General features: G+C 34.6%; 28 protein-coding genes. 12 read left to right on the top strand and 16 right to left on the bottom strand.

Features of this window, described 5'->3' with window-relative positions; translation table 11 throughout:
• The first annotated feature begins 1 nt into the window (after position 1).
• Genes K345_RS19780 through K345_RS0104785 form a run of 5 tightly spaced genes read left to right on the top strand, consistent with a single transcriptional unit; the run spans position 2 to position 5,361 of the window.
• The gene (locus K345_RS19780) at positions 2 to 1,159 is read left to right on the top strand and encodes a hydroxymethylglutaryl-CoA reductase, degradative (protein ID WP_053228073.1); all 1,158 of its coding nucleotides are present in this window, start codon (positions 2 to 4) and stop codon (positions 1,157 to 1,159) included.
• The gene (gene mvaD, locus K345_RS19775; protein ID WP_053228072.1) at positions 1,156 to 2,094 is read left to right on the top strand and encodes a diphosphomevalonate decarboxylase; all 939 of its coding nucleotides are present in this window, start codon (positions 1,156 to 1,158) and stop codon (positions 2,092 to 2,094) included. Before K345_RS19780 ends, mvaD begins: the two co-directional genes overlap by 4 nt.
• A complete protein-coding gene (locus K345_RS0104795; RefSeq protein ID WP_037571327.1) occupies positions 2,094 to 2,987 on the top strand; it encodes a GHMP family kinase ATP-binding protein in 894 nt (297 codons plus the stop codon). Before mvaD ends, K345_RS0104795 begins: the two co-directional genes overlap by 1 nt.
• A complete protein-coding gene (locus K345_RS0104790) occupies positions 2,978 to 3,874 on the top strand; it encodes a mevalonate kinase family protein (RefSeq protein WP_028973211.1) in 897 nt (298 codons plus the stop codon). The genes K345_RS0104795 and K345_RS0104790 overlap by 10 nt, the downstream gene beginning before the upstream one ends.
• Complete coding sequence (locus tag K345_RS0104785) at positions 3,874 to 5,361, top strand: N-6 DNA methylase (protein ID WP_169714766.1); 1,488 nt, start codon at positions 3,874 to 3,876, stop codon at positions 5,359 to 5,361. Before K345_RS0104790 ends, K345_RS0104785 begins: the two co-directional genes overlap by 1 nt.
• Here the strand turns inward: K345_RS0104785 and K345_RS0104780 are convergent.
• Positions 5,349 to 6,266: a lactate/malate family dehydrogenase gene (locus tag K345_RS0104780; RefSeq protein WP_028973209.1), complete on the bottom strand. Its 918-nt coding sequence runs from the start codon at positions 6,264 to 6,266 to the stop codon at positions 5,349 to 5,351. The two genes, K345_RS0104785 and K345_RS0104780, sit on opposite strands and share 13 nt — an antisense overlap.
• Position 6,267: 1 nt before the next feature.
• A complete protein-coding gene (locus tag K345_RS0104775) occupies positions 6,268 to 7,020 on the bottom strand; it encodes a TSUP family transporter (RefSeq protein WP_028973208.1) in 753 nt (250 codons plus the stop codon).
• Between the two features lie 131 nt (positions 7,021 to 7,151).
• Here K345_RS0104775 and K345_RS0104770 point away from each other — a divergent pair, with 131 nt between their 5' ends.
• Positions 7,152 to 8,657 carry an HDOD domain-containing protein gene (locus K345_RS0104770; protein ID WP_028973207.1) on the top strand — a complete coding sequence of 502 codons (1,506 nt, stop codon included), beginning with the start codon at positions 7,152 to 7,154 and terminating at the stop codon, positions 8,655 to 8,657.
• A gap of 173 nt (positions 8,658 to 8,830) precedes the next feature.
• Here K345_RS0104770 and K345_RS19770 read toward each other — a convergent pair whose 3' ends face one another.
• On the bottom strand, positions 8,831 to 10,966 hold the full coding sequence (locus K345_RS19770) for a phosphatase PAP2 family protein (protein WP_053228071.1): 2,136 nt from the start codon (positions 10,964 to 10,966) through the stop codon (positions 8,831 to 8,833).
• 227 nt (positions 10,967 to 11,193) lie between these two features.
• Between K345_RS19770 and K345_RS0104760 the strand changes: the two genes are divergently transcribed.
• Positions 11,194 to 11,829, top strand: a complete 636-nt coding sequence (locus K345_RS0104760) for a SatD family protein (protein ID WP_037571360.1) — start codon at positions 11,194 to 11,196, stop codon at positions 11,827 to 11,829.
• Positions 11,822 to 12,586, top strand: a complete 765-nt coding sequence (locus K345_RS0104755; RefSeq protein ID WP_037571324.1) for a hypothetical protein — start codon at positions 11,822 to 11,824, stop codon at positions 12,584 to 12,586. The genes K345_RS0104760 and K345_RS0104755 overlap by 8 nt, the downstream gene beginning before the upstream one ends.
• Here the strand turns inward: K345_RS0104755 and K345_RS0104750 are convergent.
• From K345_RS0104750 to K345_RS0104685, 13 genes are all read right to left on the bottom strand, one after another.
• Positions 12,581 to 12,970: a cupin domain-containing protein gene (locus K345_RS0104750; protein WP_028973204.1), complete on the bottom strand. Its 390-nt coding sequence runs from the start codon at positions 12,968 to 12,970 to the stop codon at positions 12,581 to 12,583. The two genes, K345_RS0104755 and K345_RS0104750, sit on opposite strands and share 6 nt — an antisense overlap.
• A 96-nt stretch (positions 12,971 to 13,066) precedes the next feature.
• Positions 13,067 to 13,513 carry an NAD-dependent epimerase/dehydratase family protein gene (locus K345_RS19765; RefSeq protein WP_053228069.1) on the bottom strand — a complete coding sequence of 149 codons (447 nt, stop codon included), beginning with the start codon at positions 13,511 to 13,513 and terminating at the stop codon, positions 13,067 to 13,069.
• Positions 13,514 to 13,577: 64 nt separating this feature from the next.
• Positions 13,578 to 14,177, bottom strand: a complete 600-nt coding sequence (locus K345_RS19760; protein ID WP_083963635.1) for a Crp/Fnr family transcriptional regulator — start codon at positions 14,175 to 14,177, stop codon at positions 13,578 to 13,580.
• A 4-nt stretch (positions 14,178 to 14,181) separates the two neighbouring features.
• On the bottom strand, positions 14,182 to 14,619 hold the full coding sequence (locus K345_RS0104735; RefSeq protein WP_028973203.1) for a hypothetical protein: 438 nt from the start codon (positions 14,617 to 14,619) through the stop codon (positions 14,182 to 14,184).
• Positions 14,619 to 15,095, bottom strand: coding sequence for a hypothetical protein (locus K345_RS0104730; RefSeq protein WP_028973202.1), 477 nt, complete (start codon positions 15,093 to 15,095; stop codon positions 14,619 to 14,621). Before K345_RS0104730 ends, K345_RS0104735 begins: the two co-directional genes overlap by 1 nt.
• A 51-nt stretch (positions 15,096 to 15,146) precedes the next feature.
• Positions 15,147 to 15,797: a DUF4386 domain-containing protein gene (locus K345_RS0104725; RefSeq protein WP_028973201.1), complete on the bottom strand. Its 651-nt coding sequence runs from the start codon at positions 15,795 to 15,797 to the stop codon at positions 15,147 to 15,149.
• Between the two features lie 86 nt (positions 15,798 to 15,883).
• Positions 15,884 to 16,603 carry an MBL fold metallo-hydrolase gene (locus tag K345_RS0104720; protein WP_028973200.1) on the bottom strand — a complete coding sequence of 240 codons (720 nt, stop codon included), beginning with the start codon at positions 16,601 to 16,603 and terminating at the stop codon, positions 15,884 to 15,886.
• Between the two features lie 16 nt (positions 16,604 to 16,619).
• On the bottom strand, positions 16,620 to 17,450 hold the full coding sequence (locus K345_RS22160) for an MBL fold metallo-hydrolase (RefSeq protein WP_053228068.1): 831 nt from the start codon (positions 17,448 to 17,450) through the stop codon (positions 16,620 to 16,622).
• A 132-nt stretch (positions 17,451 to 17,582) separates the two neighbouring features.
• On the bottom strand, positions 17,583 to 18,014 hold the full coding sequence (locus K345_RS0104710; protein WP_028973199.1) for a GNAT family N-acetyltransferase: 432 nt from the start codon (positions 18,012 to 18,014) through the stop codon (positions 17,583 to 17,585).
• Positions 18,015 to 18,017: 3 nt separating this feature from the next.
• Complete coding sequence (locus tag K345_RS19750) at positions 18,018 to 18,575, bottom strand: DEAD/DEAH box helicase family protein (protein ID WP_053228067.1); 558 nt, start codon at positions 18,573 to 18,575, stop codon at positions 18,018 to 18,020.
• Positions 18,576 to 18,580: 5 nt separating this feature from the next.
• On the bottom strand, positions 18,581 to 19,189 hold the full coding sequence (locus K345_RS0104700; protein ID WP_028973198.1) for a hypothetical protein: 609 nt from the start codon (positions 19,187 to 19,189) through the stop codon (positions 18,581 to 18,583).
• A gap of 208 nt (positions 19,190 to 19,397) precedes the next feature.
• Positions 19,398 to 20,045, bottom strand: a complete 648-nt coding sequence (locus K345_RS0104695) for a hypothetical protein (RefSeq protein ID WP_028973197.1) — start codon at positions 20,043 to 20,045, stop codon at positions 19,398 to 19,400.
• Between the two features lie 473 nt (positions 20,046 to 20,518).
• Positions 20,519 to 20,746 carry a hypothetical protein gene (locus tag K345_RS0104685; RefSeq protein WP_028973196.1) on the bottom strand — a complete coding sequence of 76 codons (228 nt, stop codon included), beginning with the start codon at positions 20,744 to 20,746 and terminating at the stop codon, positions 20,519 to 20,521.
• Between the two features lie 307 nt (positions 20,747 to 21,053).
• Between K345_RS0104685 and K345_RS0104680 the strand changes: the two genes are divergently transcribed.
• From K345_RS0104680 to K345_RS22155, 4 genes are all read left to right on the top strand, one after another.
• A complete protein-coding gene (locus K345_RS0104680) occupies positions 21,054 to 21,461 on the top strand; it encodes an RNHCP domain-containing protein (protein ID WP_037571323.1) in 408 nt (135 codons plus the stop codon).
• Positions 21,448 to 22,509: a ribosome small subunit-dependent GTPase A gene (gene rsgA, locus K345_RS0104675; protein ID WP_028973194.1), complete on the top strand. Its 1,062-nt coding sequence runs from the start codon at positions 21,448 to 21,450 to the stop codon at positions 22,507 to 22,509. Before K345_RS0104680 ends, rsgA begins: the two co-directional genes overlap by 14 nt.
• Positions 22,510 to 22,629: 120 nt before the next feature.
• Positions 22,630 to 23,109, top strand: coding sequence for a hypothetical protein (locus K345_RS0104670; protein ID WP_028973193.1), 480 nt, complete (start codon positions 22,630 to 22,632; stop codon positions 23,107 to 23,109).
• 344 nt (positions 23,110 to 23,453) lie between these two features.
• A complete protein-coding gene (locus K345_RS22155; protein WP_028973192.1) occupies positions 23,454 to 24,632 on the top strand; it encodes a Vps62-related protein in 1,179 nt (392 codons plus the stop codon).
• Positions 24,633 to 24,793: the final 161 nt, after the last annotated feature.

The following is a 24,793-nucleotide window of genomic DNA, read 5'->3' as shown; positions in this document are numbered from 1 at the left end:
AATGAATAATGGTCCCCGTCTCCCTATGGGTTTTCGGAAGAAAGATCCCCATGTCCGCAGACAATTAATATGTGAATTATGGAATATATCAGAAGATAACTTTCTCACCTTAAATGATGATAATCAGCAACTCTTACTATCAGATCAAATGATAGAGAATGCTATTGGTACTATGCCAATACCTTTGGGTATTGTCACAAATATGCTTATTAATGATAAGAGTTATACCATTCCTTTAGTGACAGAGGAACCCTCTGTCATAGCTGCAGCAAACTATGCCTCCCAGATTATATCCAGAAAGGGAGGCTTTACAGCCAGTACAGACAAATCAATAATGATTCAACAAGTTTTTATTGATACGACTCAAACAGATGTTGAAAAGATTCCAGAGCGAATCGAAGAGATCAAGCAGTATTTATATCCACAACTTCAATCAATGATAAAACGTGGAGGGGGGCTTCATCGAATTAGCATAGATTATTTAAAAGAAAGTCTATGTTACAAACTGGAACTGTATATTGATGTATGCGATGCTATGGGGGCCAATTTGTTAAACACCATTGGGGAGTCTATGGTTCCCTGGATTGAGGAACAATATGCTGTCCCTGTCATAATGACAATATTAAGCAATAGTGGCATACAAAGGCAGGCTCATGCTCAATTCACTATACCTGTAGATGTTCTAAAAAAGGGCAATTATTCGGGGCATGAGGTAGCAAAGCGAATAGTAAGAGCCTCAATAATAGCACAAGAGGATTTTAATAGAGCTGTAACTCATAATAAAGGTATTATGAATGGAGTGTCTGCTTTAGCTTTAGCGACGGGTAATGATACACGTGCAGTGGAAGCCTCTATACATAGTTATGCCGCTTGTTCAGGACAATATAAAGCTTTATCACAATATAGAATTGAAGATAATAATCTTATAGGATCCATAGATCTGCCTGTAATGTTGGGGACTGTTGGTGGTAGTATTTCTTATCATCCTATTAGCAAAATTGTGCATCAAATATTAGGTAATCCTAATGCAAATGAATTAGGAACAATCGCAGCTTCTTTAGGTCTGTCTCAAAACTTTGCAGCGCTCTTTGCATTGGTATCAGAAGGTATACAGAAAGGTCACATGAACCTGCATAAAAAAAAGGAAGGAAAATCATGACAACTGCCATAGCTCATCCTAGTCTGGCATTGATAAAATATTGGGGTAAAAAAGATCCCATACTTAACCTTCCAGATACAACTAGTTTGGCCTTAACCTTAGATGGGATTGATACGACCACTACAGTTGAAACAGCAAGGGTTGATAAGATAGTTATTAATGATGAAGAGCAGGATCCTGCCTATTATAAACCTTATTTGGATCAATTCCGTCAATTAGGTGACTATCAAAATGGATTTAATATAAAATCAACTAATAATTTTCCCACAGCAGCTGGCTTAGCTAGCTCTTCCTCAGGATTTGCGGCGCTTACAGTAGCACTGGATAATTTATTGGGATTGAATCTACCTAGAGAGGAATTAAGTTCTTTGGCTCGTATTGGTTCTGGTTCTGCCTGTCGTGCACTATTTGAAGGTTTTACCATATGGTCTGAAGGTTCGACACATGCTGAATGTATTTATAACAAACAGCATTGGCCAGAGCTACGCGTTTTGTTAATTCAAACACAAAAGGGCAAGAAATCAATATCTAGTAGAAGTGGTATGACTTTAAGCAAAGAAACAAGTCCTTTTTACAATGAATGGTTAGAATCGTCACGGAGTATAATTAAACCTTCTGTTGAAGGTATAGCTAAGAGAGATTTAGCTATTTTAGGTCCTTATATTCGACAGTCTTATTTAAGAATGTTTTCCACCATGTTTACAGCCAATCCTCCTTTTATCTTCTGGTCACCACAGACTTTAGATATCATTCATTTTGTACAGAAATTACGAGACGAAGGAATATGCGTATGGGAAACTATGGATGCTGGTCCCCAGGTAAAGCTATTTTTTGAAGAAAAGGATGAAGATCGAATCCTGGGAGCTATAAATAATAAATATCCCGAGCTTAATACATTTAAAACTAAACCAGGACTGGGAGCACATCTCATCTAATGAATATAAAAGTTCCGGGAAATATACTAATTGCAGGGGAATATGCCGTTACCTTGGGCGGTGGATATGGTCTGGTAGCAGCAGTTCCTACATATGGAACTCTTGTATCATCAGCGAGTGATCATTTTCAACTTATCAGTAAGTTCAATGGTAAAGCCGTGAACTGGAAGGGTGAATCAGAATCTCTTTTCACCATTATATATGAGAAAGCTCAGACTATTTATAATGTCAATCTAGCCTCTGAAGCAGTCCTTATAGACACAAATGATTTTTCTTTTCCTGATGGTCGAAAAAAAGGTTATGGATCCAGTGCTGTTGTCGCTGTACTTGTTTCTATTTATGTTTTAAAAGATTTATTAAAATCAGGCCAATTAGGTTACGATGATATTTTTAGCTTAGCATTGCAAGGACATAGGATTTTTCAGGGAGGAACAGGCTCAGGTTATGATATAGCTGCTTCTTTATATGGAGGCCTTGGATCATTTCAAGGGGGAATAATTCCTTCTTTTCATCCCATAGAATCCTATTATTGGCCACCGTGTCAGATTCTAAATGGCTCTAATCCTGTACGAACTGTATCTTCTATGAGGCTTTTTTGTGAATTGCAAAAAAAGGATTCTCAATATATTGAGACTTTCTTTGAACAGAATCAAAGATTAGTATCACTAATGATAGAAAATATTGCATCTCCCAAATGGGTAAGTATTTTAGAAGAATATAAACAGCTTGCTGTTGCATTAGGAGAAAAGATTGGTGTCCCTGCCGAATTTTCTCCCATGGAAAAGGGGTGGTCAAAATGTTTAGGTGCGGGAAATGAGTTAGCCTTGTATTTCCCCGAAATTGTATTGAATCAACTTTTAAGTCTAAGTCCTTCGGGGGCTGTATGGAATTAGAGAGAGTTGGTTGGGGTAAGCTTTTACTTTTTGGAGAACACTCAGCCGTACAAGGATATCCAGCTTTAGGTATGGCTCTTCCTGAAAAAGTGAAGATAAAATGGATTCCTAAACACAAGGAGCCTTGGGTTTTATCTGGTGAAGCCTATACTTATCGCCATGAGTTTAATCACTTGAAAAGTTATATTGAAAGTTTTTTCCCAGAGTTAAAGAACTGGGGGGGATCTCTGGATGTGATAAGTGATGTCCCTATAAGTAGTGGATTTGGTTCTTCAAGTGCCTTATCCGTTGCGATTGCAAAATGTATGGTTGATTTCTTTAAACTACCAAATAAACTGGCAGATATTTGGTCACTGTCGCATCAGATTGAAAAACATTACCATGGTAAACCTTCAGGAATTGACACTGCCCTTTCTCTTAGTCCAGGGGTAAAGAGAGTCGTGCCCTTTATTCAAGACAACAGTTACTATGAAGAGTTAAAAGATATTAATTATCCAATAGTGTATGGTTCAGTAGAAAGAACAAGTAATACAAAGGAATTAGTTTATTCAGTAATAGAACAATGTGATAGGCCTGAGGGCTCTTCCATAATAAAAGAGCTTGGTTTCATTACAGAAGAGGCTATTCAGTTGGCAAGGTCTTTAGCTTCTATCGATTCCTGGGCTAGGTTGATTAATACAGCCCACATCCTTCTAAAAAAACTTAACTTAGGAAACCATCAACAAGATAAGTTAATACAGGAAGGTATTAAAAAAGGTGCTGTAGCTGGTAAATTATCAGGAGCAGGAGGTGGTGGGGCCTTTTACTTGCTCTTTGAAACCCATGAAAAAGCTAAGGAATATTATGAACAGCTTGTAAGACAAAATGTAACGTGTGGTCTTATATAGTGATCGATTTTGAAGTACTTAGGAGTATAGAAGACAAGATTGATTCAGAAACCAAAAAATCTCACGGTATATATTTTACTCCGCTTACAGTGGTAGATGAAATTACTCAGTATTTTGATTTCTCAAAGATTAATAGGGTCATTGATTCTACAGCTGGATGTGGTAATTTTTTATTACCTTTGGCATTAAAACATCCAGATATTGAATTTTATGGAATTGAAAAAAACAAAACCCTTTATCAATGGCTTTCATCCCATTCAAAAAATGTTCCTAACTTAAAAGTTTTTCATGGAGACTTGTTAACAGATAAATTCCCTATACCGGCGTGTGATCTATATCTCGGTAATCCTCCCTTTGTAAACTATGTAGATCTAATCGAAGAGGATAAAAAGCACTTTAGAAAATTGTGGCTTGAGTATTTTCCGGATGCCAAAGGTTTCAAAATGCTTCTGGGAACGAGTAGAGGAGATTTGGCTCTTCTTTGTTATATACACACTATCAAGAAGTATTTGAAGAACGAGGCCCAGATTGGAGTTGTCCTTCCAAAATCCTTAGTAGTTGGTAATGGAGCATCCTCTGGATTTAGAAGTTATAAGGACATTGGTCTGCAACTAATAAAATCTTTACCAAGGGGTAAAAATTTTGTTCATACAAACAGAGAGAATGTATTCGTGATAGGTCAGAAAAATAGACAAACCATATGGCCACTGCGTTTTGAGGAAAAAGGGGTCAGTAAGGATCTTGTGACCACCAATAATCATACATTTATTGAGCAAAGATTTTATAACTTACTAGGATCCAATCCTTATGAGCCTAGACAAGGAATCAACACTTTAGGAGCAAATTCCGTTTTCTTTTTTGATATCAAGCCTTTTGAATCTAAACTCATAAAGCCACTTCTCAGATCTGGAGACCTTAGCGCTTATAAAGCAAATGGGACTAAGTATGTTCTCTTACCCTATAATATAGATGGCAAAATCATTAAAGAAGAGGACCTAAAAAAACTATATCCCATAGAATATAAATATCTTCTTAGTAAGAAAAATATTTTGAAGAAAAGAAAATCTAGATTTGCCTCTCATAACTGGTACTGTCTCTTTGGTATAGGCCCATATACATTTAAAAAATATAAAGTGGTATGGAGAAGTCTGGGGGCCCGTCAATTAAAAGCTGCAATCGTAGAAGAAGATTTACCTAATCAGGCTATGTATTGCTATATAGGAACAGATAATTACAAAGAAGGTTTATATCTAACTGGTGTAATGAATAGTAAGATATTGGGAGAGCTTGTCTCCTCCCTATCTCCCCCTGGCAGTAAAGGTTATGCTCAACCAGGAGTTATTAATCAAATAGCCCTTAAACCTTATGATGAGAATAATTCAACTATGAAAGAAATCGCAGAGGTCGTTGAAAGTCTGCTAGATAAAAGGGCGGATAATCTGCAACATTCTATTGATAAATTGGTTGAAAACCTTTATTCCCAATAGTGCTTGATTTTATCAATACCTTGTTGAATAATCGAAGCAGAATGTTGGAATTTATTAACTTCTTCATCAGATAGATTGGGTTTCTGAATTCGTAAAATTCCCTCTCTGCCTACAACAACAGGTATGCTAAAGCAATTGTCCTTAATTCCCAGATAGTCATCAATGTAGGTGGCAATAGGCATTGTTCTATGACTATTTCTATAGATAACTTCTACAACTAGAGAAGTTGCCATCGCAATAGCATAATTGGTATAACCTTTCGCTTTCATAATTTTATGACCAAGTATTACAGACTCTTCTAGCAATTCTTTACAAAGCTCTTCATCATTAATTCTTTCTCCTCCAGCGCTAGCTAGAGAAGTTGCTGGAAATTGGGAATCACCATGTTCCCCAAAAATGTAAGCCCTAATATCGTCAGGTGCTATTCCCATTCTCTGGGATAATTCTGAACGAAATCTTGCACTATCAATAAGGGTTCCTATTCCTAATACCTTTGATGGTGCAAAACCACTCAGTTTGTAGACTCCATAAGTAAGAACATCCACAGGGTTTGTTACTACAAGAAAAATTCCATTGGGGCTTAGCCTTGCTAATTCTGGAACCGTATCAGCAAATAATTGCATATTTCCAGGAAGTAAATCCATTCTATTCTTAAAGCTTTCTTGATAAGGTACAGAATGGGTTAACACAATGACATCAGAACCTATCGTATCTTCTATATCACCAGCTTTAATAGGGATAATAGTATCAGTGAAGGATTGAGCATGAATCAAATCATAAGCATCTCCTTGGGCTTTTGATTTTGTTCTATTTACCAAAATTAGTTCTGAAGCTAATCCTTTTAACATAAGAGTATACGCTAGAGTAGACCCCACATTGCCCATTCCTATAATTGAAACTTTCATTTTAACTCCTAAAGAATATTAATTTTAATATAGTGGCTCCTACAACAATTAAAAAGAGGGGACGTATAAATTTGACCCCTTTTTTGACAACAAGATGAGTCCCTGTCCAAGCACCACAAAAAGCTCCAATAGCCATGATTATTCCTAATAGCCATAAGACTTTGCCCAATATAAGAAAGACAATAAACGATGTTATATTACTTAAAAAATTCATGGGTTTCGTCAATCCTGTACTCTTCTTCAAATCAAAACCCATTAAGATAACTAAACCAATCGCCCAAAAAGAGCCTGTTCCAGGGCCCAGAAAACCATCATAGAATCCTAAGATAAGTCCTATTATGATCCATTTATAGTATTTATCATTTGAGGTATTCTCTGTATTGAGTTGCTTTTTTGCTAATAAAGTGTAGAGAAATATAGCTCCTAGCAGAAATGGAAGAAATCTTTCCAATATATCCGGGTCGATGATATTTACTGAATATGTCCCTAATAAAGCACCTAATATGGTAAAAGGGATCCCCCATCTGACTTCTTTGAACGTGTATAATCCTTTGAAACGATACCGTGCTGAAGAAGTTAATGATCCAAAGAGGGCCTGAAATTTGTTTGTTCCCAAAGCTAAATGGGGTGGTATTCCTAAGGCTAGTAGAACGGGTACGGTAATAAGACCACCACCTCCGGCAATAGAGTCGATTAATCCACCACAAAAAGCCCCGAATAATGCAATTATATAAGTACCATAGTGAATTTCCAAAGTGGGCTCCTTGTTGCTATTGCTGTATACTCTAAAACAGTGTAGCGATAAAAAAATACAAGAGCAACAGTTTTAAGATTGGTATTTTTATACAGCCCCTGATAGTATAATAACAAGGGAGGCCACAAAGATTGGATAAGACTTCAATAGATAAAGTTAAATGGTCAATTAGAAAAAAATATCCCATTACTTGTACAATTCAGGATCTCGATCAAAAAGAAGAAGATTTTATCCTTGGTCTTTTGAAGATGATTTTAGATCTCTACAATAAAAGTGAGTTTTGTGATCAATTGTTTTATTGCTTAAAAGAATTAATCATTAATGGTCAGAAAGCTAATTATAAAAGGCTCTATTTTGATAAATATAATTATGACTTAGATGATTCTGCCAGCTATTATGAAGGAATTGAAAAATTTAAAGAGCAATTGTCTATCAACATTGATCAATTTAAAAAATGGCAAAGGGAAGCAGGATTATATGTACGAGTATCTTTTCTAGCTACATCAGAGTATTTGGATATTTGGGTTCGTAACAACTCATTGGCAACAGAACATGAGATAGAGAGAATTCACAAAAAGATACAGAGAGCCAATGAATATACAGATATGCAGGATGCTTTACTACAATCGGTAGATGATGAAGAAGGGGCTGGACTGGGTATCATTATACTATCGTTGATGTTAAAAAAAATAGGTGTGGAAGAAGAAGGCTTTTTATATCATCTCACAGAGGAAGAAACGCAAATAAAAATTAGAATCCCTTTTATTCATGGTGTTAAAGATTCTACAGAGTTACTCTATAGAAAGTTATCTGAATCTATTGAAACATTACCCACATTTCCAGAGCATATTATTAAATTAGAAAATCTTATTAAGGATGAAAACTCTTCAACAAGGGACATTAGCCAACAAGTTTTAAAAGATAAAAATTTGACCGCTAATGTTCTAAAGCTAGCTAATTCTCCTGTCTATGGATTGTCAGGGAGTATTTCAGATATCTCAGATGCTATAAAAATTATTGGATTAGGTTTGTTAGAAAATTTGCTCTACACAACAGGTGTGGAAACTGTCTTTAATCAGAAGCCTGATAGTTCTTTATTTAAAAAGAATGAAGGAATTAGTCAAATCGTTATTATGTTGGCAAAAGAATATGATATTCCCAGAAAGTATTGGGAATCTGCCTTTTTGGGGTCTCTCCTACATGATATTGGGTCTTTTAGTTTTGATATGTTTAATCCTGGTTTTGCAGAAAAGTTTAGCGATTTTTGTCGAGATAAACAAATCCCAGTCAATATTTATGAGGAAGCTTTTGCTGGATATAGTTATGCAGAAATAGGAGCTTTGTTGGCTAAAAAATGGAATTTTCCAGATTCCGTAGTGGAGGTCATTGAATATCATAATTACCCGGCTGCTTGTAAAAGTCCAGAACCTGTTTGTGTCTACCTCGTTCATTTGGCCATTAATATTTACAAATACTCAAAAGATATCTCCAATTTTAATAATCTAAGTTATGAGGTAAAACAGTTTTTTTCTTTAAATAATTCTGATGAGTTTAAAAAGTTATGCAATAAATGGATTGACACTAGAGAAAAAAAGACCCGGAGAGAAGAGACTGTTTCTCCGGGTCAAGAGACATAATCTCTTTAAACAACTGAACGATAATACTAGTGAGTTAGGACATTTGCCTGCATGTATAGAAGGACGATAAGTGGAAAAGGTTATAAAAAATTATAGAAGTGTTTATAAGGTATAAGTTGAGTTTGAAAAAATAGGTCTGTTACAAATGGTATTTTTGTAACAGACCTTTTTTATTATTTGGGCTCAATATGAGCAATGACAGTTTTATTTTTGTATATCAAGCTAACATTGTAGTCGTCTGAATCAACAGATGCAAAAGTTCCTACCACAGCCTTAGCTTTGAATAATTTAATATCTTTAGCCTTCGTTAGTTTAAGGTCTTCAGTATTTAATGTTAAAACCGCATTATCAAGATACAAAAGGCCATCAACTTTAACTTGTGTTTTGCTATCATCTAGTCTTATCGCCATCTGACCATTCGTAATAGTCAAAGCTTTAATATCTAAAGAGCCTTTAGTACTATCTAAAAGTGTTCCACCTTCAACATAAACATCTCCCTGTCCTAGTGCTGTTGTTGAAGAAGCTTCCAGGGTTCCCTTTTCAATGATGACTCCACCAGTAAAACTATTATCTCCTGTCAAACTTAATGTTCCACTTCCTTTCTTTGTCAATAGTCCAGGTCCGCTAATATCATTCCGCCACCAATCATGAGCATTGAATCTGCCCTTACTAGCATCCATATCAACAGTAACATCACCAAGTAAGGCTCCATATCCATCAGAAGCTGCTACTAGATTCAATCGACCCCAACCATTTGATGCATCGAGTAAAGGATAACCAGACTCGATAGATGTTGTATAGAGAACGGCTCTTCGTTGTTCATCAGTTAAGTAAGGTAATCTTGTCTTTAATAAAGCTTCTGCACCTTTAGGTACAATAGGATCTAATCCCTTAGTTCCATTTTGAGGAAACCCATAGGTTAAACGGAAGAGATAAGCCTTTTTCATGGCCTCGTGGTCAGAATAGCGATTGTTATTAAATACATTAACATTTAAAGTACCGTCTTCATTAACAAAAGAACCTTCCTCAACAGTTCTATGGGCATATTCATATAGGTTCATGCCTTCTGATTCAGCTTTGGGATTAAAATAGTCATAGGATTGTTCGTAAGCCTTTTCTGCTATTTCAGGATTATTGTTCAAAGCTGCTGCTGCTACCATTAAGGCTTGCATTCTTCCACCCATTATATCCACTGGTGAATGCATTCCGGCTATAATTCTGTTCTCAGCTAGATCTGAACCTCTCATTACCTGTTCTGCAAATCGTTCAGGCATCATATAAGCATAGGCCAGTGAAGCTAACACTCCTGCATTGGTGTGACCACTTGGATATCCATTATCTTTCCGTCGATTTTCTGTATCAGCTGAGTAGAGACCGCTTTTCTCTTTGCTGCTACTATGTCCTCTTCTCGCGCTATATAATCCTGGAATTACTTTAACGCTTGTTTCGTAAGAGTCTATTCGTACTTCTATTGTGTCTCGATTAGGGCTTGATCCATCAATTACATCAGAAAGTGTTTCCACTCCCAAAAAGTTGATTTTGCCTTCATCATCCATCCTCCAGGGACGGGGCGTTCCATACAAATATTTAGGACCACTTGTAGAAGCATTATAGCTTCTGAATAAGCTTGAAAGGGCTACCATATTTCCTAAAGTAGAATTCTCTTGTCCACCATATTTGACAAAATCATCATTATTATCTGGTTTGTATCTGTCATTACTGGTTACGTCTGTGAGTAAAATAGGATTGAAGCTAGCATAAGCTCCTGAGTTGGCTGCATAATCTTCTGTTAAAGGACCAAAACCATCGATAGTCCCATAATTTTTACTTCTTATATCGTCTAAGTAGGCGAAATATTCTTTCTCTTCACTCCTGTTGTTTGTTACTTTGACAACATATTGTATGTTAGCCTTCCATGATGCCGGATCTTTAATCTCTGTTCCTGCTGGAACATAATCATCAGGACCAGGTCCATCTCCCGCTTTGTATCCATTGGCTTCTCTTGTATAATCTCCTGCTGTTGTCTGCCATTGCTCTGTAGTGCCTTGCCAAATCTGATTAATTCCTCTCAGGTTATAATCCACTGGATTTTTGTCACGATAAAATCTTCCATTTCCATCATTTCTATTCATAAAATCGACGGCTGGTAGTGGATCAGTAACAGCTGGTACCTCGACAATAAATTCTGACTTAACACCTGTTGGTTTGTTTGGTGGCAGATCCTTAGTCATTTCATCACTCATACTGTTGCAACTAATGATTGCAATTACAGTAGCTGTAAGTATCATTCCATGGAATAATCTTTTCATTTTAGCTCCTTTGAGAATTGTGTTTTAATGCATATTGGAAACATTGGAGTTATTATATCATGCCTTTGTTATATTTAGGTTAAGTTAATGGTAATTCTTTTGATAAGAATTATATCTGATGTTCTATTGGAAAAATCGTTGTTCTGTAGTAAATAAGTACAAAATAAACAAAATGAACTAAAAAAGTACAATTGACATGAAATGAACTAATTAACTACAATATGTATATGAAGTTGATAGCCATTATAGCTGATATTGTCGGTTCTAAAGAAATTGAAGATAGATATGCCTTTCAGGAAGATTTAAAAGAAAAACTAGCAACTATAAATTCCTTAAGGACAAATATCATATCTCCTTTTACAATAACTTTGGGGGATGAGTTTCAAGCTCTATATAAAAATTGTGAGGGATTGATATGGGATATCTTTAACATCATGCACCACTTGTACCCTTATCAGGTAAGGGTCGCTATCGGACGTGATGAAATACTTACAGAGATTAATGAGATAGAATCTATCGGTATGGATGGTCCTGCCTTTTATCTAGCGAGAGACGGTCTTGAAGGAATGAAGAAGGAGAAAATGAATCTCCTGCAGTTTTATGAAAGGAAGGGGGATGGGTTACTGTTTATTAATGAGAGTTTAAAACTTGTGATGTCTTTCATGAATGACTGGAAGCCTAACACCATGCATATTTTTCAGAATTTAATTGAAGAGAAAGCGGTAAAAGTCATAGCAGATGAAATAAATATTTCAGAAAGGGGAGTCTATAAAATCATGGAGACTCAAAAGCTGAAGGGATATCTAGAATATATGAAGTCCTTAGATCAACAAATAAATTTACTTTGGAAAAACAATGATTAGTATAGGGTATATCTATTTTTTACTTTGCTTTCTCACTCCTAGATTATTGTTTAATTGGAATGATGATCCATCATCTCAAAAAGATCCTATCTGGATTATAATTATATTAGAAATTTCGCTTTTTCTACCAATTATTAGTGTGTCAGCCTTGATTGCAATGTTTATTTTCCTTCTTGGCTACCATGGGGGAAGCATTCTGTTAAGAAAAAAAATAGATGATATGTTTCTCATCCGCATACTGGAATTAGGATTTATTGTTGTCATTAGTAGTTTTCTGTTTGGCATCCTTGATCCCTGTCTGTCTTTTAACCCTTATTTATTAAGAATCCTCCGTGCAATAAGCACTCATAATATCCTATTACGAAGCCTCACTGGATCCGTATGGAAAATGATTATCATTTATATCTTTGCTGTTTTAATACTGACTAATGAAATGAATAATATAATTCGCTATATCTTGGGACTTATTAAAACAGAACCAAAATCATCAGATCCGAATGAAAATATTGAAGTAGATCGTAAGGAGTTGAGTAGAGGAAAAATTATTGGTGTCGTAGAACGAATATTATTCTTTAGTTTTGTCATCACTGGAAATTATAATCTAATAGCCTTTATCCTAACAGCAAAGGGTGTTACCCGTTTCAAAGAACTAGATAATAAAAAATTTGCAGAATATGTACTAATTGGTACCTTACTATCTTGTACATTTTCCTTAATCTGGGCTTTCTTTATTAAACTAGTTCTAACAGGTTTATAATATTTCGATACCTAATAATTCAACCGCTTTCTTATTATCAGGAGAAGCTGTGGCTGTATGTGTGATGGGATATTTCTTGCTAGGTAAATAAAAAGTAAAACCAGTCTCTAAATTAATGTAGTTATGAAACAACTTCTGAAAAAGCAATTCACCAAGGTATTTTAGTTTGATAAAAGAAATTATTTTTTGAGGGGATGGGGAATGTTTTTTTAATGGTTGTTCCAACATTTTACCCCCCTGTACAACTATGTATATTGTGTTATGGCTGTGTTTGTGAATAAGAGTTTTTTGTCCTGGTTGTAGTATGGTTCTGTATATTCTCAGATTTTGATTACGATATACTTCTTTGTGCAAAGGTTCCTGTTCTACATCCACTATCTTCATAGTAAACCTTCTTTTTGTAACCAAGAGTAGGAATCAAATAATATCTGATTCAATGAGGAGTGTTGGTAATCAAGTTCTTTCTTGGCTTTACTATCATCACATACTATTTGACCTGTTGTAATTCATCCCACAGGTCAAAGCGTTTGATGTGGTTGTTTCTGTAACTCTAACACGATGATAGCCGTAGGCTGATATGGATGAAGTGTAGATAAGCTTCTTAGCTTTGGTTAAGAGAGCTGTTTTAACGATGTTACGTGTGCCTAATACATTAATGTTATACTGTCTTTCTTTGTACTTTTTCCACATGCTTGTATCTCCTGCCAGATGGAAAATGACTATCTCCTCTTGTGGCATTACCTTTATTAATGAGGATCTATCCAAAACATTACCTTCGACCCATTGTAAATCAAAATGTTTTGGTAATTGGCTAGTATCTTCCTGGGGGAGATGTAATGCGGTAATCTTCCATTGTTGTTCCAGTAATTGATTAACTAGATTGATCCCTACAAAACCTGTTGCCCCTGTGACAAATGTATGATTCATTTGTTCCTCCTTGATGGGAACAATATTATAGAGGCTGAAGCCTGAGTTCATTGTCTTATGACAATTAATTATTTTTACTGTTGGCTCTAATTCTACTAAGAGAAGAGGGAGTTATTCCCAGATAAGAAGCTATGTGATATTGGCTAATTCTATTGGTATAATCAGGAAAGGTTTGTGTGAAATTCCTATATCTAGTCAGAGCATCATCCATTAGTAAGGATCTTTCTCTTTCTTCCTTTTCCATAAAAAGCCCTATTACATAATGGTGTGATAATTCTACCCAGCAGAAGTTTTTTTTAAGTAATGTAGAATATTGTTCAAATTCAATGTAACTAATCAAGGAATCTTCCAGGGCTTGAATGGAATACCATATGGGCTGATTCTTTAAAATCGGCGTATAGCCAGACAGAAATTGTTCTTCCTTACGAAAAGCTAAAGTCTTGTCATTACCTTCATAATCAACACAATAGACTCTAAAGAGTCCCTTATTTATTATAGCCATAGGACTTAATGTATCCCCTTGCTTAATAAAAAAATCATTTTTTTTAATGTATCGAGAATGACATATCCCTTGAAGATATTTGATCTCCTCAGGAGGGATAATCCTATGGAAGGCTTCTGTTCTATTTACTGTTTTGGGGATATCTTCAGGACCTTCAATCATATTATTAGAAATCTTCTCCTAATTTGTATTTCTCCAAGTCTTCAGGTAATTGCTGGTTTTTGTAAGTAAAAAGGACTCGTAGATTAATCATTTCCTTTCCATATTGTATATATGTCTTATTCCAATCAAGTTTATGACCATTAATTAAAATATCATAACGTTTTTGCATTCCCAGTGGATAAGTTGTATCCCAATTCAGGAATTGAGCTTGTACTGTCTTAACCATAATTGTTGTGTATTTTCCATCATCCTGTAATTCCAGAATAAAATTGTTACGGAGTATACGTTTACAATAAACAGCACTTTGGCCATCCAGGGAGAAAGGGGTAGGGCTGGGATGCAAGATAGAGTCTGGTGATATTGTTCTTTGTGCAATAACTCCATCACATTGGGTAAGTAAAAAGAGTAGAAGGAAGAACCTGATGGGATTAACTTGACGCATTAACTTTCACCAATTATTGAGAGTCGCGACTTGATTTTATCAATCTTTGCGAATTCTTTATTATCATTTTTATTTCTACGATATCCATCTTTTGAAGAATATTCATAGGCTAACAAATATTGTTCCAAATTAAGAAGCTTATAGGTTACTCCCGATTTTTGATGTGTTTTTATTTGATTTGGTCTGACATTAATATCTTTTTCAAGGCCTTCGATTTCCGCAAAAGCTATTTGATACTCTCCATTAAAAAATTCATGTTCGTGTAAATCCACTAGATGATATCCTATATCCTCAATCAATGTTTTTAATATAACCCATTTGCCTTTGATGAATATTTCTGGTATTAGAAAGTCGATATCTTGAGGACTTAGATCTTCTTTAATTAATATCTCAAGACCAAGAGATCCATACAGTAGCGGCGTTAAATTAAGTTTATCATTTAAAAATTTTGCTATTCTGAGGAATTCTTCTAACATTCAGATACACCTTTTACACTTAAAATTGTGACCAACACACTCCATTCCTATTTAATTACTTTTCTTAAAACTTTGTATAAGGAGCCAGATCATTAATAATATTTCTCCTAAAAAAGTATAAACGGATATTTCAATATGGTAGTTAGATGATATTATTTGTCCCAAACCATCTATCAGGTATCCTAATCCAGCAATCACGACAAGGATACCAAGTAATCTTTTCATAGCTTTTATATTAATTAGAATAATTCCTATTAATAAGAGATGAAAAGAGAAGATTATTAAGGTCAGATCCCAGAAACTTTGAAATGCTTGCAATTTTAACAATACTTGATCAACAATGGATGCCCAGCTAGCTTGTTCAAGTAGATTCAGTATTTGCAGAAGAGGTGATAGGGCAACTAGGAAGAGCACTCCATAGCTAATGCGAAATATACAAGCTAGTCCAGATAAGGTAGGTGAGTCTTCTTTAAAGAAATAATACAATGACCAGCCCACTATTATATCTGAGGTTGCCACAAAAAATAAGAAAGTAATAGCTAGTCTATAACTTTCTTCGTTATCAATGATATTTTGTGCAGTTTGTCTGGCGTTTTCATAATCAATTAAGCCACCTAATATTCCAAAAATAGCAATAGGTGCCATGATTGACATTAACAACAAGGCTATTCCAGCGATTAATGCATGATTTTTTCTTAACATATACAACTCCTATTTTATAATCATATAACAATACAAATCAGAAAGTTGTTTACTAAAAAAGTAGTATAAGAAATCTTAAGATTGTATCAATCTAGATAATCACTTAATAAGGTAGCCAAATCTCCTTCCATAACTCCACCATGGTAACATATTATTTTCTTAGGTTCCATTTTGGCTATTTTATTTATGCTTTGAATACATCCTTCTTTGTCGAGGGTGAACTCTGGGTTAGCTATTACTAATTTATTATCTTCAATAGCTAAGGAATCACCTGCAATAAAGGTCTCACTATTCTCATCATAAAAGGAAAGGTGTCCTGGAGTATGTCCAGGTGTAGCTATGACTTGTAAACCAGGTATAATGTAATCTCCTTCTTCTACCTTTTGATCAACTTTACAGCTTTTAATAGATTTTAAATAAGTGACAAATTGACGTCCAAAATTTGCATGTTCTTCATCCAGAGTCTTATTATACTCAATAGCTTGTGACAATCTAAGAGATTTCCTTTGATTCTCAATGTACATAGCTTCGTTTTCAGATGAGATTATGGTGATAGTATTGTATTTATCCTTTATAGCTTTCAGTGATCCAACATGATCATGATCATGGTGAGTTATGATGATTTTTGTAATATCCTTGAGGGAGAAGCCAAGACGATTGAGCTCTTTTTCTATTTGATCCTCTTGGTTTGGATAACCTGTATCACACAAAACTAAGTCATTGTCATTATATATGATGGTTGGATGAATCAGTATGTTCCCATTTGGCATTTTCTGGTTCAAAGTTAAGATTTCTATATTTGGCATTTTGCCCTCTCTTATTTTATTTTGATGCGTCTATTATCTCTTTGGTGTGAGCGATTAGTGTGGAATCGCCAGGACTTCCATGACCAGGGATAACCGTTTTTATATCAGGGAATCTTTCTTTTAAATATTCTAAGGATTTAGACCATTCTTCTATATTCCCATCTTTTACATACCCCATTTTCTTGGCATTTGCATTGAAAATCATACATCCACCAAAAAGAATTTTTTGTTTTGGTAGATAGACAACGAGATTATCATAGGTATGAGTGGGACCTGGATAATATATTATTGCTTCATTTTTTCCTAATTTAATAGATTGTTCAATATTAATATCAAAAGTATGGGTTGGTTTGTAAAAAATAAACTGTGAATAGACATCTCTATACTTTGTATATTTTTCATCTTGTAACCAAATATGCATATCAGCCATGGTAGATGCACTGTTTGAATCAAGTAGTTGACGAGTTAGTTCTGATCCATAAATAGGAATATTCCTTTTTATTAATTCTTGGTTCCCACCTAAATTATCAATGTGAAATCCTGTATTGATCTCAACAAGGGAATAACCTGAGCCTATCTCCTCATCTATCCATTTCAAGACTTGTGCTGTTGCTTCGGGTGTATAGGGTGTATCAATCCAGAGAATATACTTCGAATTCATAAGGACGAGTAATGAATTAGCAGGCCATGGATAACTATGAGTTACAAGATAAGTATCTTTCTTGATTTTAGAAATCTGTAGTTCCTCTGAAAGTTTGTACTTTGGGTTAGTTCCATTTGTTATACAGCTAGTGAATGTTAATGTTTGAATAATTAGTATTATACAAAATTTTACTTTTTTAGACATTTTATTTCTCCTACAATTCGAAATATAGTTCTTTTAACAGCCTTGATTGAATTCTCCTTTAAAGGAAAATAGGGCTGTCCATTTATTGGGTAGTGTATAAATGTAGACTTGTTCCATATATATGCTTAAATATCACTTGTTATTTTGATTAATCACTTTATTCCGATAATAAAGATCTTCTCTTTGATCGAAACCAAGTTTTTCCCAGAATAAGTTACCCTGATTATTATTGGTGTAAACAACGAGACCGACTTTTGTAATGCCTTCCTCCTTTAATGCCTGGATTAGTTTATTAACTAGATTTCGCCCAATTCCTCTGCTACGATATTCTTCGGCTACTAAGGCGTGATATATGTATGCTCTTCTACCATCATGGCCACAAAGTATTGTTCCTACGAGATTATCTTCAACTTTACAAACAAAATTAGTATTAGGGTTTCTCTCTAAGAACTTCTGTATTCCTGCTTCTGAATCATCTAAAGTTCTTAATCCTACACCTTCGGCTTGTGTCCAAATTTGATAGGCAGCAGGATAGTCATTCATTGTCATTGTGGTAATTTTCATTCGTTACGCTTTTCCAATCTTCTCTTTAATAAAATCCAGTATATTTTCTATTGTTAAATCATAATCCTTATCTACTTCAAAAACATGAAAGCCATTCTCTATGGCAAATTTTTTCATATCCTCATTTTCTTTGATAAATTCTTCTACTGTGCGATCTTCTTCATAGATCCTCTTTTCGATGATGCTACGATATTTTAAAACACGATCAGTAAAATGTTTTGTACAATAATATTGACTCATAACAAGGCTTATACATAATATTTCCTGGGGATATTGATTTTGTAATCTCTTAATGGACTGAACATTGAAATAACAGGATTCCAGGGCAAGCTGTTGATGATTTTCAAGGGCCGTTCGAATAAGGCCTTCAATGGTTGGCCCCATCAACTGGGCAATACTAAAGTCATCATAACTAATATCAAATCCACAGTTCAAATCACCTCTAATAAGTCCCATCTTGATATGATCTACAGAATAATAGGTATAAGAAAATCGTTCCAAGATCTTTTGAGATAAAAGTGTTTTCCCTGTGCTGCTAGCACCTGTTATCAAGATTATCATTAGTTCTATTTAAGAATAGCTCCACCAAATCCTTCTCTACCATAGTTGAACCAGATAGAAACGAAATTCTTCGGTATTAGTCTGACGTAATCTGATTCCAGTTGAATTGTTCCGTCTTCTTCTATATGAGCTGGTTTTCCATAGGATATGATACAGTCTCCTATAAGACCTGCTGTCATCTCATCCATATCAGTACCTTTCTTAAAAAGAAAATAACTGAGGAAATATCCTTCGCCTGAGGGAGATAGCTTTATAGGTTTATTTTCAGGACCAAAGTCTTCAATCCAATCATAGTAATGATGCTTCGCATAGAAATTAAGAACGATATATTCTTCTTGTTCATCAATAAAATATTTCTCAACAACTCCAGCCCAAGCTACTGATGTATCCTTGAAGGTCTCAATACTATCACGAACATCATCTGGCCACACATCAAATGTTGATTCATCATATACCGCTTGTTCCCATTCTGATTGGGGTTCATAGATTCTACTTCCTGCTCCAATACGGGGAGAGTCAGGATTCTTGACGATGGGATTTGAATCCATATTATTTGTTGAACTGCAAGACATTATTAAGGATCCTAAAAGAAAGATAGATAACTTTAATTTCATATTCTCTCCAATACTGAGTAACAATTTTAACACAGATCTCATTAGTTTGAATAATATTTCAATATCAAGTTGATGAAGAAAATCAATGGTACCTCACACTGTATAATCGTAAAATTAACCATCATTCCATCCAGCCACTGAATCTACTAATTAGATAACTATTGTGATATTAAGTACTCTTAAAACTATAGCATCACAGTTACAAGACTTACCAATAATAGGATGTTATTATAGCTTGATTGATAGTCCAAGCTCCATCCATGAGTTTTAAATAATACAATAGAGTATATCCCCCTGGTAGCATGTCATAAGAAGCTGCTACAAGTGCTTCATCTTTGTCTTCATTGAATACAATTGGTGAATAATCTGTAAAAGTATAACCTTCATAATAAAACTTAAAATCTAATTTACTTTTGGGCATTTCATTGAAAAGCGAAATATAAGCAGCTTCTGCTTCATCATACCATGTAATGTTATCGTTGATATAACTGGTTTTACTATCAACTGTAAATGTAGTGTTCTTGTAGGCAGCAAAAGTTATCAGAAGGTCCTTAGGTATATAATTAGTAAGATCTGAAAACTTATCCATTATATCCACATTAAGATACTGCGATAGTTCGTTATAGATAATTTGCTTTGTTCCATCAGAGTAGGCTGTGGCTTTAATAATTGCCTTTTCCTCTTCTGAAAGACTATATGAGTCTTTAGAAGGAATGTACTTTAGATCCAATTCTGTATAATTGATGGGACTATCTCTTTTTTCATCAAAGAATTCCGGTTCTGAATATGATAGACAGCTTGTTAATGATATAGAAAATAAAGAAAGGATTATTAGTGTTTTTTTCAAATATTTCATTGTTCTTACTCATCCCCATTTCTGGATTGCAATGATATTCCCTTTAATATTGACATGTGAAAATTTTGTTTTCATGTGTTTAAACCTCTGTTGTACTTGGTTTATGTTGAGTGACATATAAGTACCAAAATACACCATACTTTTCAATGATGGTATTTTTTATATAAAGGGTCATAGCCAATTTCATCATATTAAATCAAATCCTTAAGTATAATTAGGCGTGTTAGGCTTCTTAGAATTCATTCCTTACAGCTTTCCTATTTATCATATAGGTAATAGATAGAAGAGCAATAATGAATATAACACTCATAATTAACATTATTGTATTAAAAAGCTATCATTATTAGTAAAAGTATCTGTAAACTGGGATTTAACTACCATATTTTGTATAGTAATAAAAATAATAAAAAGTACATTGATTATAGAAATCATAATTCGACCGAAATTCTTTCTCAGCAATAACAAAATTGCGCTTAGACCGATGAATATATATAGACCAAACATAGCTTTAAAGCTGATAAAAAGTTTATGTTATAATTTAAAAAACGGAAAGAAGGCATTCCCCCTGGTAAATTCATTGCCTCATTATTAGTGAAAGATAATGCTAATATAAGTTGCAGAAGATTAGTGATTGTACCAAGAGAAGCTGCAACTATGTAAAACCATGATATGACTGTAATAAAAGTAGATTTCTTTTCCATTATCTTTCCTATCAATATTATTTCTATTTTGAATAGTTTAAGCTTGTCCTAAAATATTACTCCATAAAACTCTATTAATGAATATAACAGTAATTACTTGATAAGCAAAAAAGTTAATGTTACTATTAGTTAAAGAGAATCAGCGTAAACGTAAGGAGGTCTTATGAAGCTTATTGTAATGAAGGGTGTCCTGTTTTAAGGATTATTAACTTAATTCTAACTAATTAAAGAAAATTCAAACTAGTCTTAAATTATTCTAACAGGACATCAACATCTGCTCAAAACAAAAAAATGAGGAGATAGATCTTTGTCCAGATACGACAAATCAAACATTAATTATACTCAAACATTTATATGCCAGAAATGCGGTCAAACTGTAAGTCCCATTGAATTTGGTAGTGAGCATAGAAATCATTGTCCTTACTGTCTCTATAGCCGTCATATGGATATGAAACCGGGAGATAGACGTTCTGGTTGTAGAGGATTAATGAAACCCATCTCTATATGGGTTAAAAGCAATAAAGAATGGTCATTGATTCACAGATGTGAGAAGTGTGGCTTTATACGCCCCACCAGAATTGCTGGTGATGACAACGAAGTCTTACTACTTACGTTAGCAGTACAAGCTATCACGATGTTGCCTTTCCCTGTGGAAGGAACACTGAATAGTATTATCAGTTCATCAATCGTAGGAGCTCATAATGAACTTAGATAAATGGGGTTGGAATCGTTACTTTAAAGAAAAATTTGCTTTGAATGTCTATGAGGGAATTGTTCCTGGTAGAATTATAAAAGAGTCAAAACACATTTACCAAGTGGTAACTGAAACTGGTAGTTATAAAGGTCAAGTGTCCGGGCATTTTATGTACACCGCTGTAAACTCATCAGATTATCCCACCGTGGGAGATTGGGTGGCTGTAGAAATCAAGGACGACACTGCTGTTATCAACAAATTGATCGAGCGTCGCAGTTCTTTTTCCCGAAAACAGGCAGGGATAGAAGCCTCAGAGCAAATCATCGCAGCCAATGTGGATATGATTTTCTTAGTCTTCTCTTTAGAGGGGGGACGAAATTATTCCTCTGGTGCCGTTGAGAGGTTCCTTACCAGAGCTTGGGATAGTGGGGCGACCCCAGTCATTATCCTTAATAAAAGCGATCTTTGTAGTGATAGTGAGGACTTCGTCTATCAAACGGAAGCTTTAGCTCCTGGTGTATACATTCACCTAACAAGTACTGTTACAGGAGAAGGCATCGAGGAACTAAAAAATTATATCAGACCAGGGATGACTCTGATGTTCACAGGCTTTTCTGGAGTAGGGAAGTCGACCTTAATTAATGCTCTCTATGGAGAAGAATTAATGAGAACCGGGGGTATTAGAGAAAGTGATCAAAAGGGGAAGCATACTACTACCCATAAGGAATTACTTCTTATGAAAAATGGAGGACTGCTCATCGATACTCCAGGATTAAAGGAATTACAATTATGGGGTTCTGAAGATTCTTTAGGTGATTCCTTTGAAGACATTAGATCTATCAGTGAAGATTGTCGATTTACTGATTGTTCCCATAGTGGAGAACCAGGATGTGCTGTTCAACAAGCTTTAGCTGATGGCGAATTGGATTACAGGCGTTATCAAAATTATCTGGATATGAAAAAAGAACTCAAGTATCTTGATAGTAAAGTATCAGCCAAGGCAAACTTAGACAAAAAAGCAAAAGGCAAACAATTAGCCAAGTACATTAAACAAATTAAGAAACGCTAATTCATTAGTCCTAAATGAATACCCCCTATTTAGATAAGCAGGGGGTATTTCTTCGGATATACGAAGGAATAGGGAATCTTCTGTGTAATTATCATGTAACATGATAGAATATGAGTAATGATGAATAGTAAAAAGATAGCTTTAAAGAAAACTTTACTTGGAAAAATATCAGATTATCTCACAAAGATGAAACTTTCCCTTATTGTCATTTCCATTCTAGTAGGTATAGCCTTTGCCTTAGGATTAAGTGTTTTACTTATGGGTGCAATAACCAGTACTACTGGTGATATCATAGCGTTTGTAGGGGAACATCATCTTTTTCCACTTTTTGTTTTCTTAATATTCCCTATCCTTATCCCTATTCAAATAGGTCTTCAGAGATTATGTCCTTATTGTAACAAAGCTTTAAAAATTAAAAAGGATCTTATCAAGTATTACATGCAAACTGGGGGTAAGATCTTTATGAAGACTGTCCACTGTCCACATTGTAAATACAAGACCAAAGAGAAAATCACCAAAGGAGCTGTTGTGGATCCGGGTGAATCTCATGTTGATGCTGGTGATAATATTATGTGGTTCCCTGATGCGCCTGATATTTAAAAGAGAGTAGTCAAGAAATAAAAGCTTTAATTCAAGAAACTTTTATAAGGTTGCTTTCAAGTCTAATTGATTTAAGCTAGGTAAGGATTTCCAACTATAAATTACTATATAGAATGAAATAAGAAAGCCTATTCATACTTAAAAAACTTTCTTTTCATTGTTATGGCTAAGATTTTAAAATTCTATCTATAATCACAGATTATTAACGTACATAATTAGTATATTTATTTAATAGTATCTCGTTCCTTTCTTCTGAACATTAAATATGATTCATGTGTCTATTATGATAAAGCTTATTAGTTGGCCAGCTATAAACTTATACAGTCTTAATAGGAGATTAGATAATGAAAAAAGAAAAACAGTTTGGCGACCTAATTCTTACATTCACAGATTATTTTGAACTAAGATATAATGACAGTGGAAGTGGGGCTCATAGTGATGGAGCATTTTGGCATCCAATAGCCCCATCTGGTTTTTATCCATTAGGAAGCATTGGTACATCGAATTACGATAATATAAATGGTAAAAGAGCGAGTATTTGTATTAAAGCTGCACCTGGATGTGAGGATGCAATAAAAAGACCTATAGGATATGATTTGATTTGGGCAGATCATGGTTCTGGTGCACATATGGATGGGTCCTGCTGGCGACCTAAAGCTCCTACTGGATATGTAAGTCTAGGGGATGTCTTTGTTCGTGGATATAATATTCCTTCTCTGAATGACATTATGTGTGTAAGAAAGGATTTAACAGACAGGGGAAGAATAGGTAATGAAATATGGGCAGATCATGGTTCTGGTGCAAAGAGTGATTTTACTTCATTTCAAATTCAAGCAAATAGTGAGACCCTAGATTCTGAAAAAGGAGTGTTTGCTCCAAATACATTTGTTGGAAATAATAAATATAGTAAGCCAACAGATGCTCCAGAATTAAACTGCTTATATTTACAATTTCCTGTTGAAGTATCTTCAGTACCAGAAGTTCCAAAACTTTCTGGACACTTTATGCCTCCAGAATATGCTGGCAAGACTATTGATAGAATAATATCTGTTCCTTTTACCGCAATAAACGATGATGCTTATAGTTTATCCTGGAAAGTTAATAATTCACCATTTTATCAAGTAGAACGACAGATTTCGTACAAAAGAGAATTATATGATTACAATATGACATCAGTAGATCAAGTAGTAAGTAGAAGTATTACTACAGGTATATCTGAATCAACGAGTAGTTCATTTTATGTTCATACTGGAATTAAGGTTTCTTACTCAAGTGGAGTTGCATGTTTGGGCGGAGAAGTTTCTGCTGAAATATCCACTGAATTAGGTTGGGAGACAACAGATAGTACTGAAGAATTTAGAGAAGATACTGTTAATAAACAATTGGTAACACCACCACAGAAATCAGCAGCTATTTGGGCACTTTCTTATTCTCTACAAATTGTCAGAGGTAATGGAACCTATCTAGCGAATCAACTAAGTTTTGATGTAAGTTCATTTGTTCATGATGAGTTCCCTGACTAAGTCGCAATTGCCTTAACGTTAGAAGGGTAAATAATTTACCCTTCTCTTAATTTCTAGTCTGAACTTGAGCTCATGTCCTTGTGTATCTCTGGTTGTGAGAAAAAGTACTAAAGACCATGAACTTTTAATATCTTCTTAAAATACAGATAACTATTTTTACG

The organism is Spirochaeta cellobiosiphila DSM 17781 (assembly GCF_000426705.1).
Lineage (GTDB): Bacteria > Spirochaetota > Spirochaetia > DSM-17781 > DSM-17781 > Spirochaeta_E > Spirochaeta_E cellobiosiphila.
Note: the sequence above shows the minus strand (reverse complement) of the source record. Positions and strands in the feature narration are given on the sequence as shown.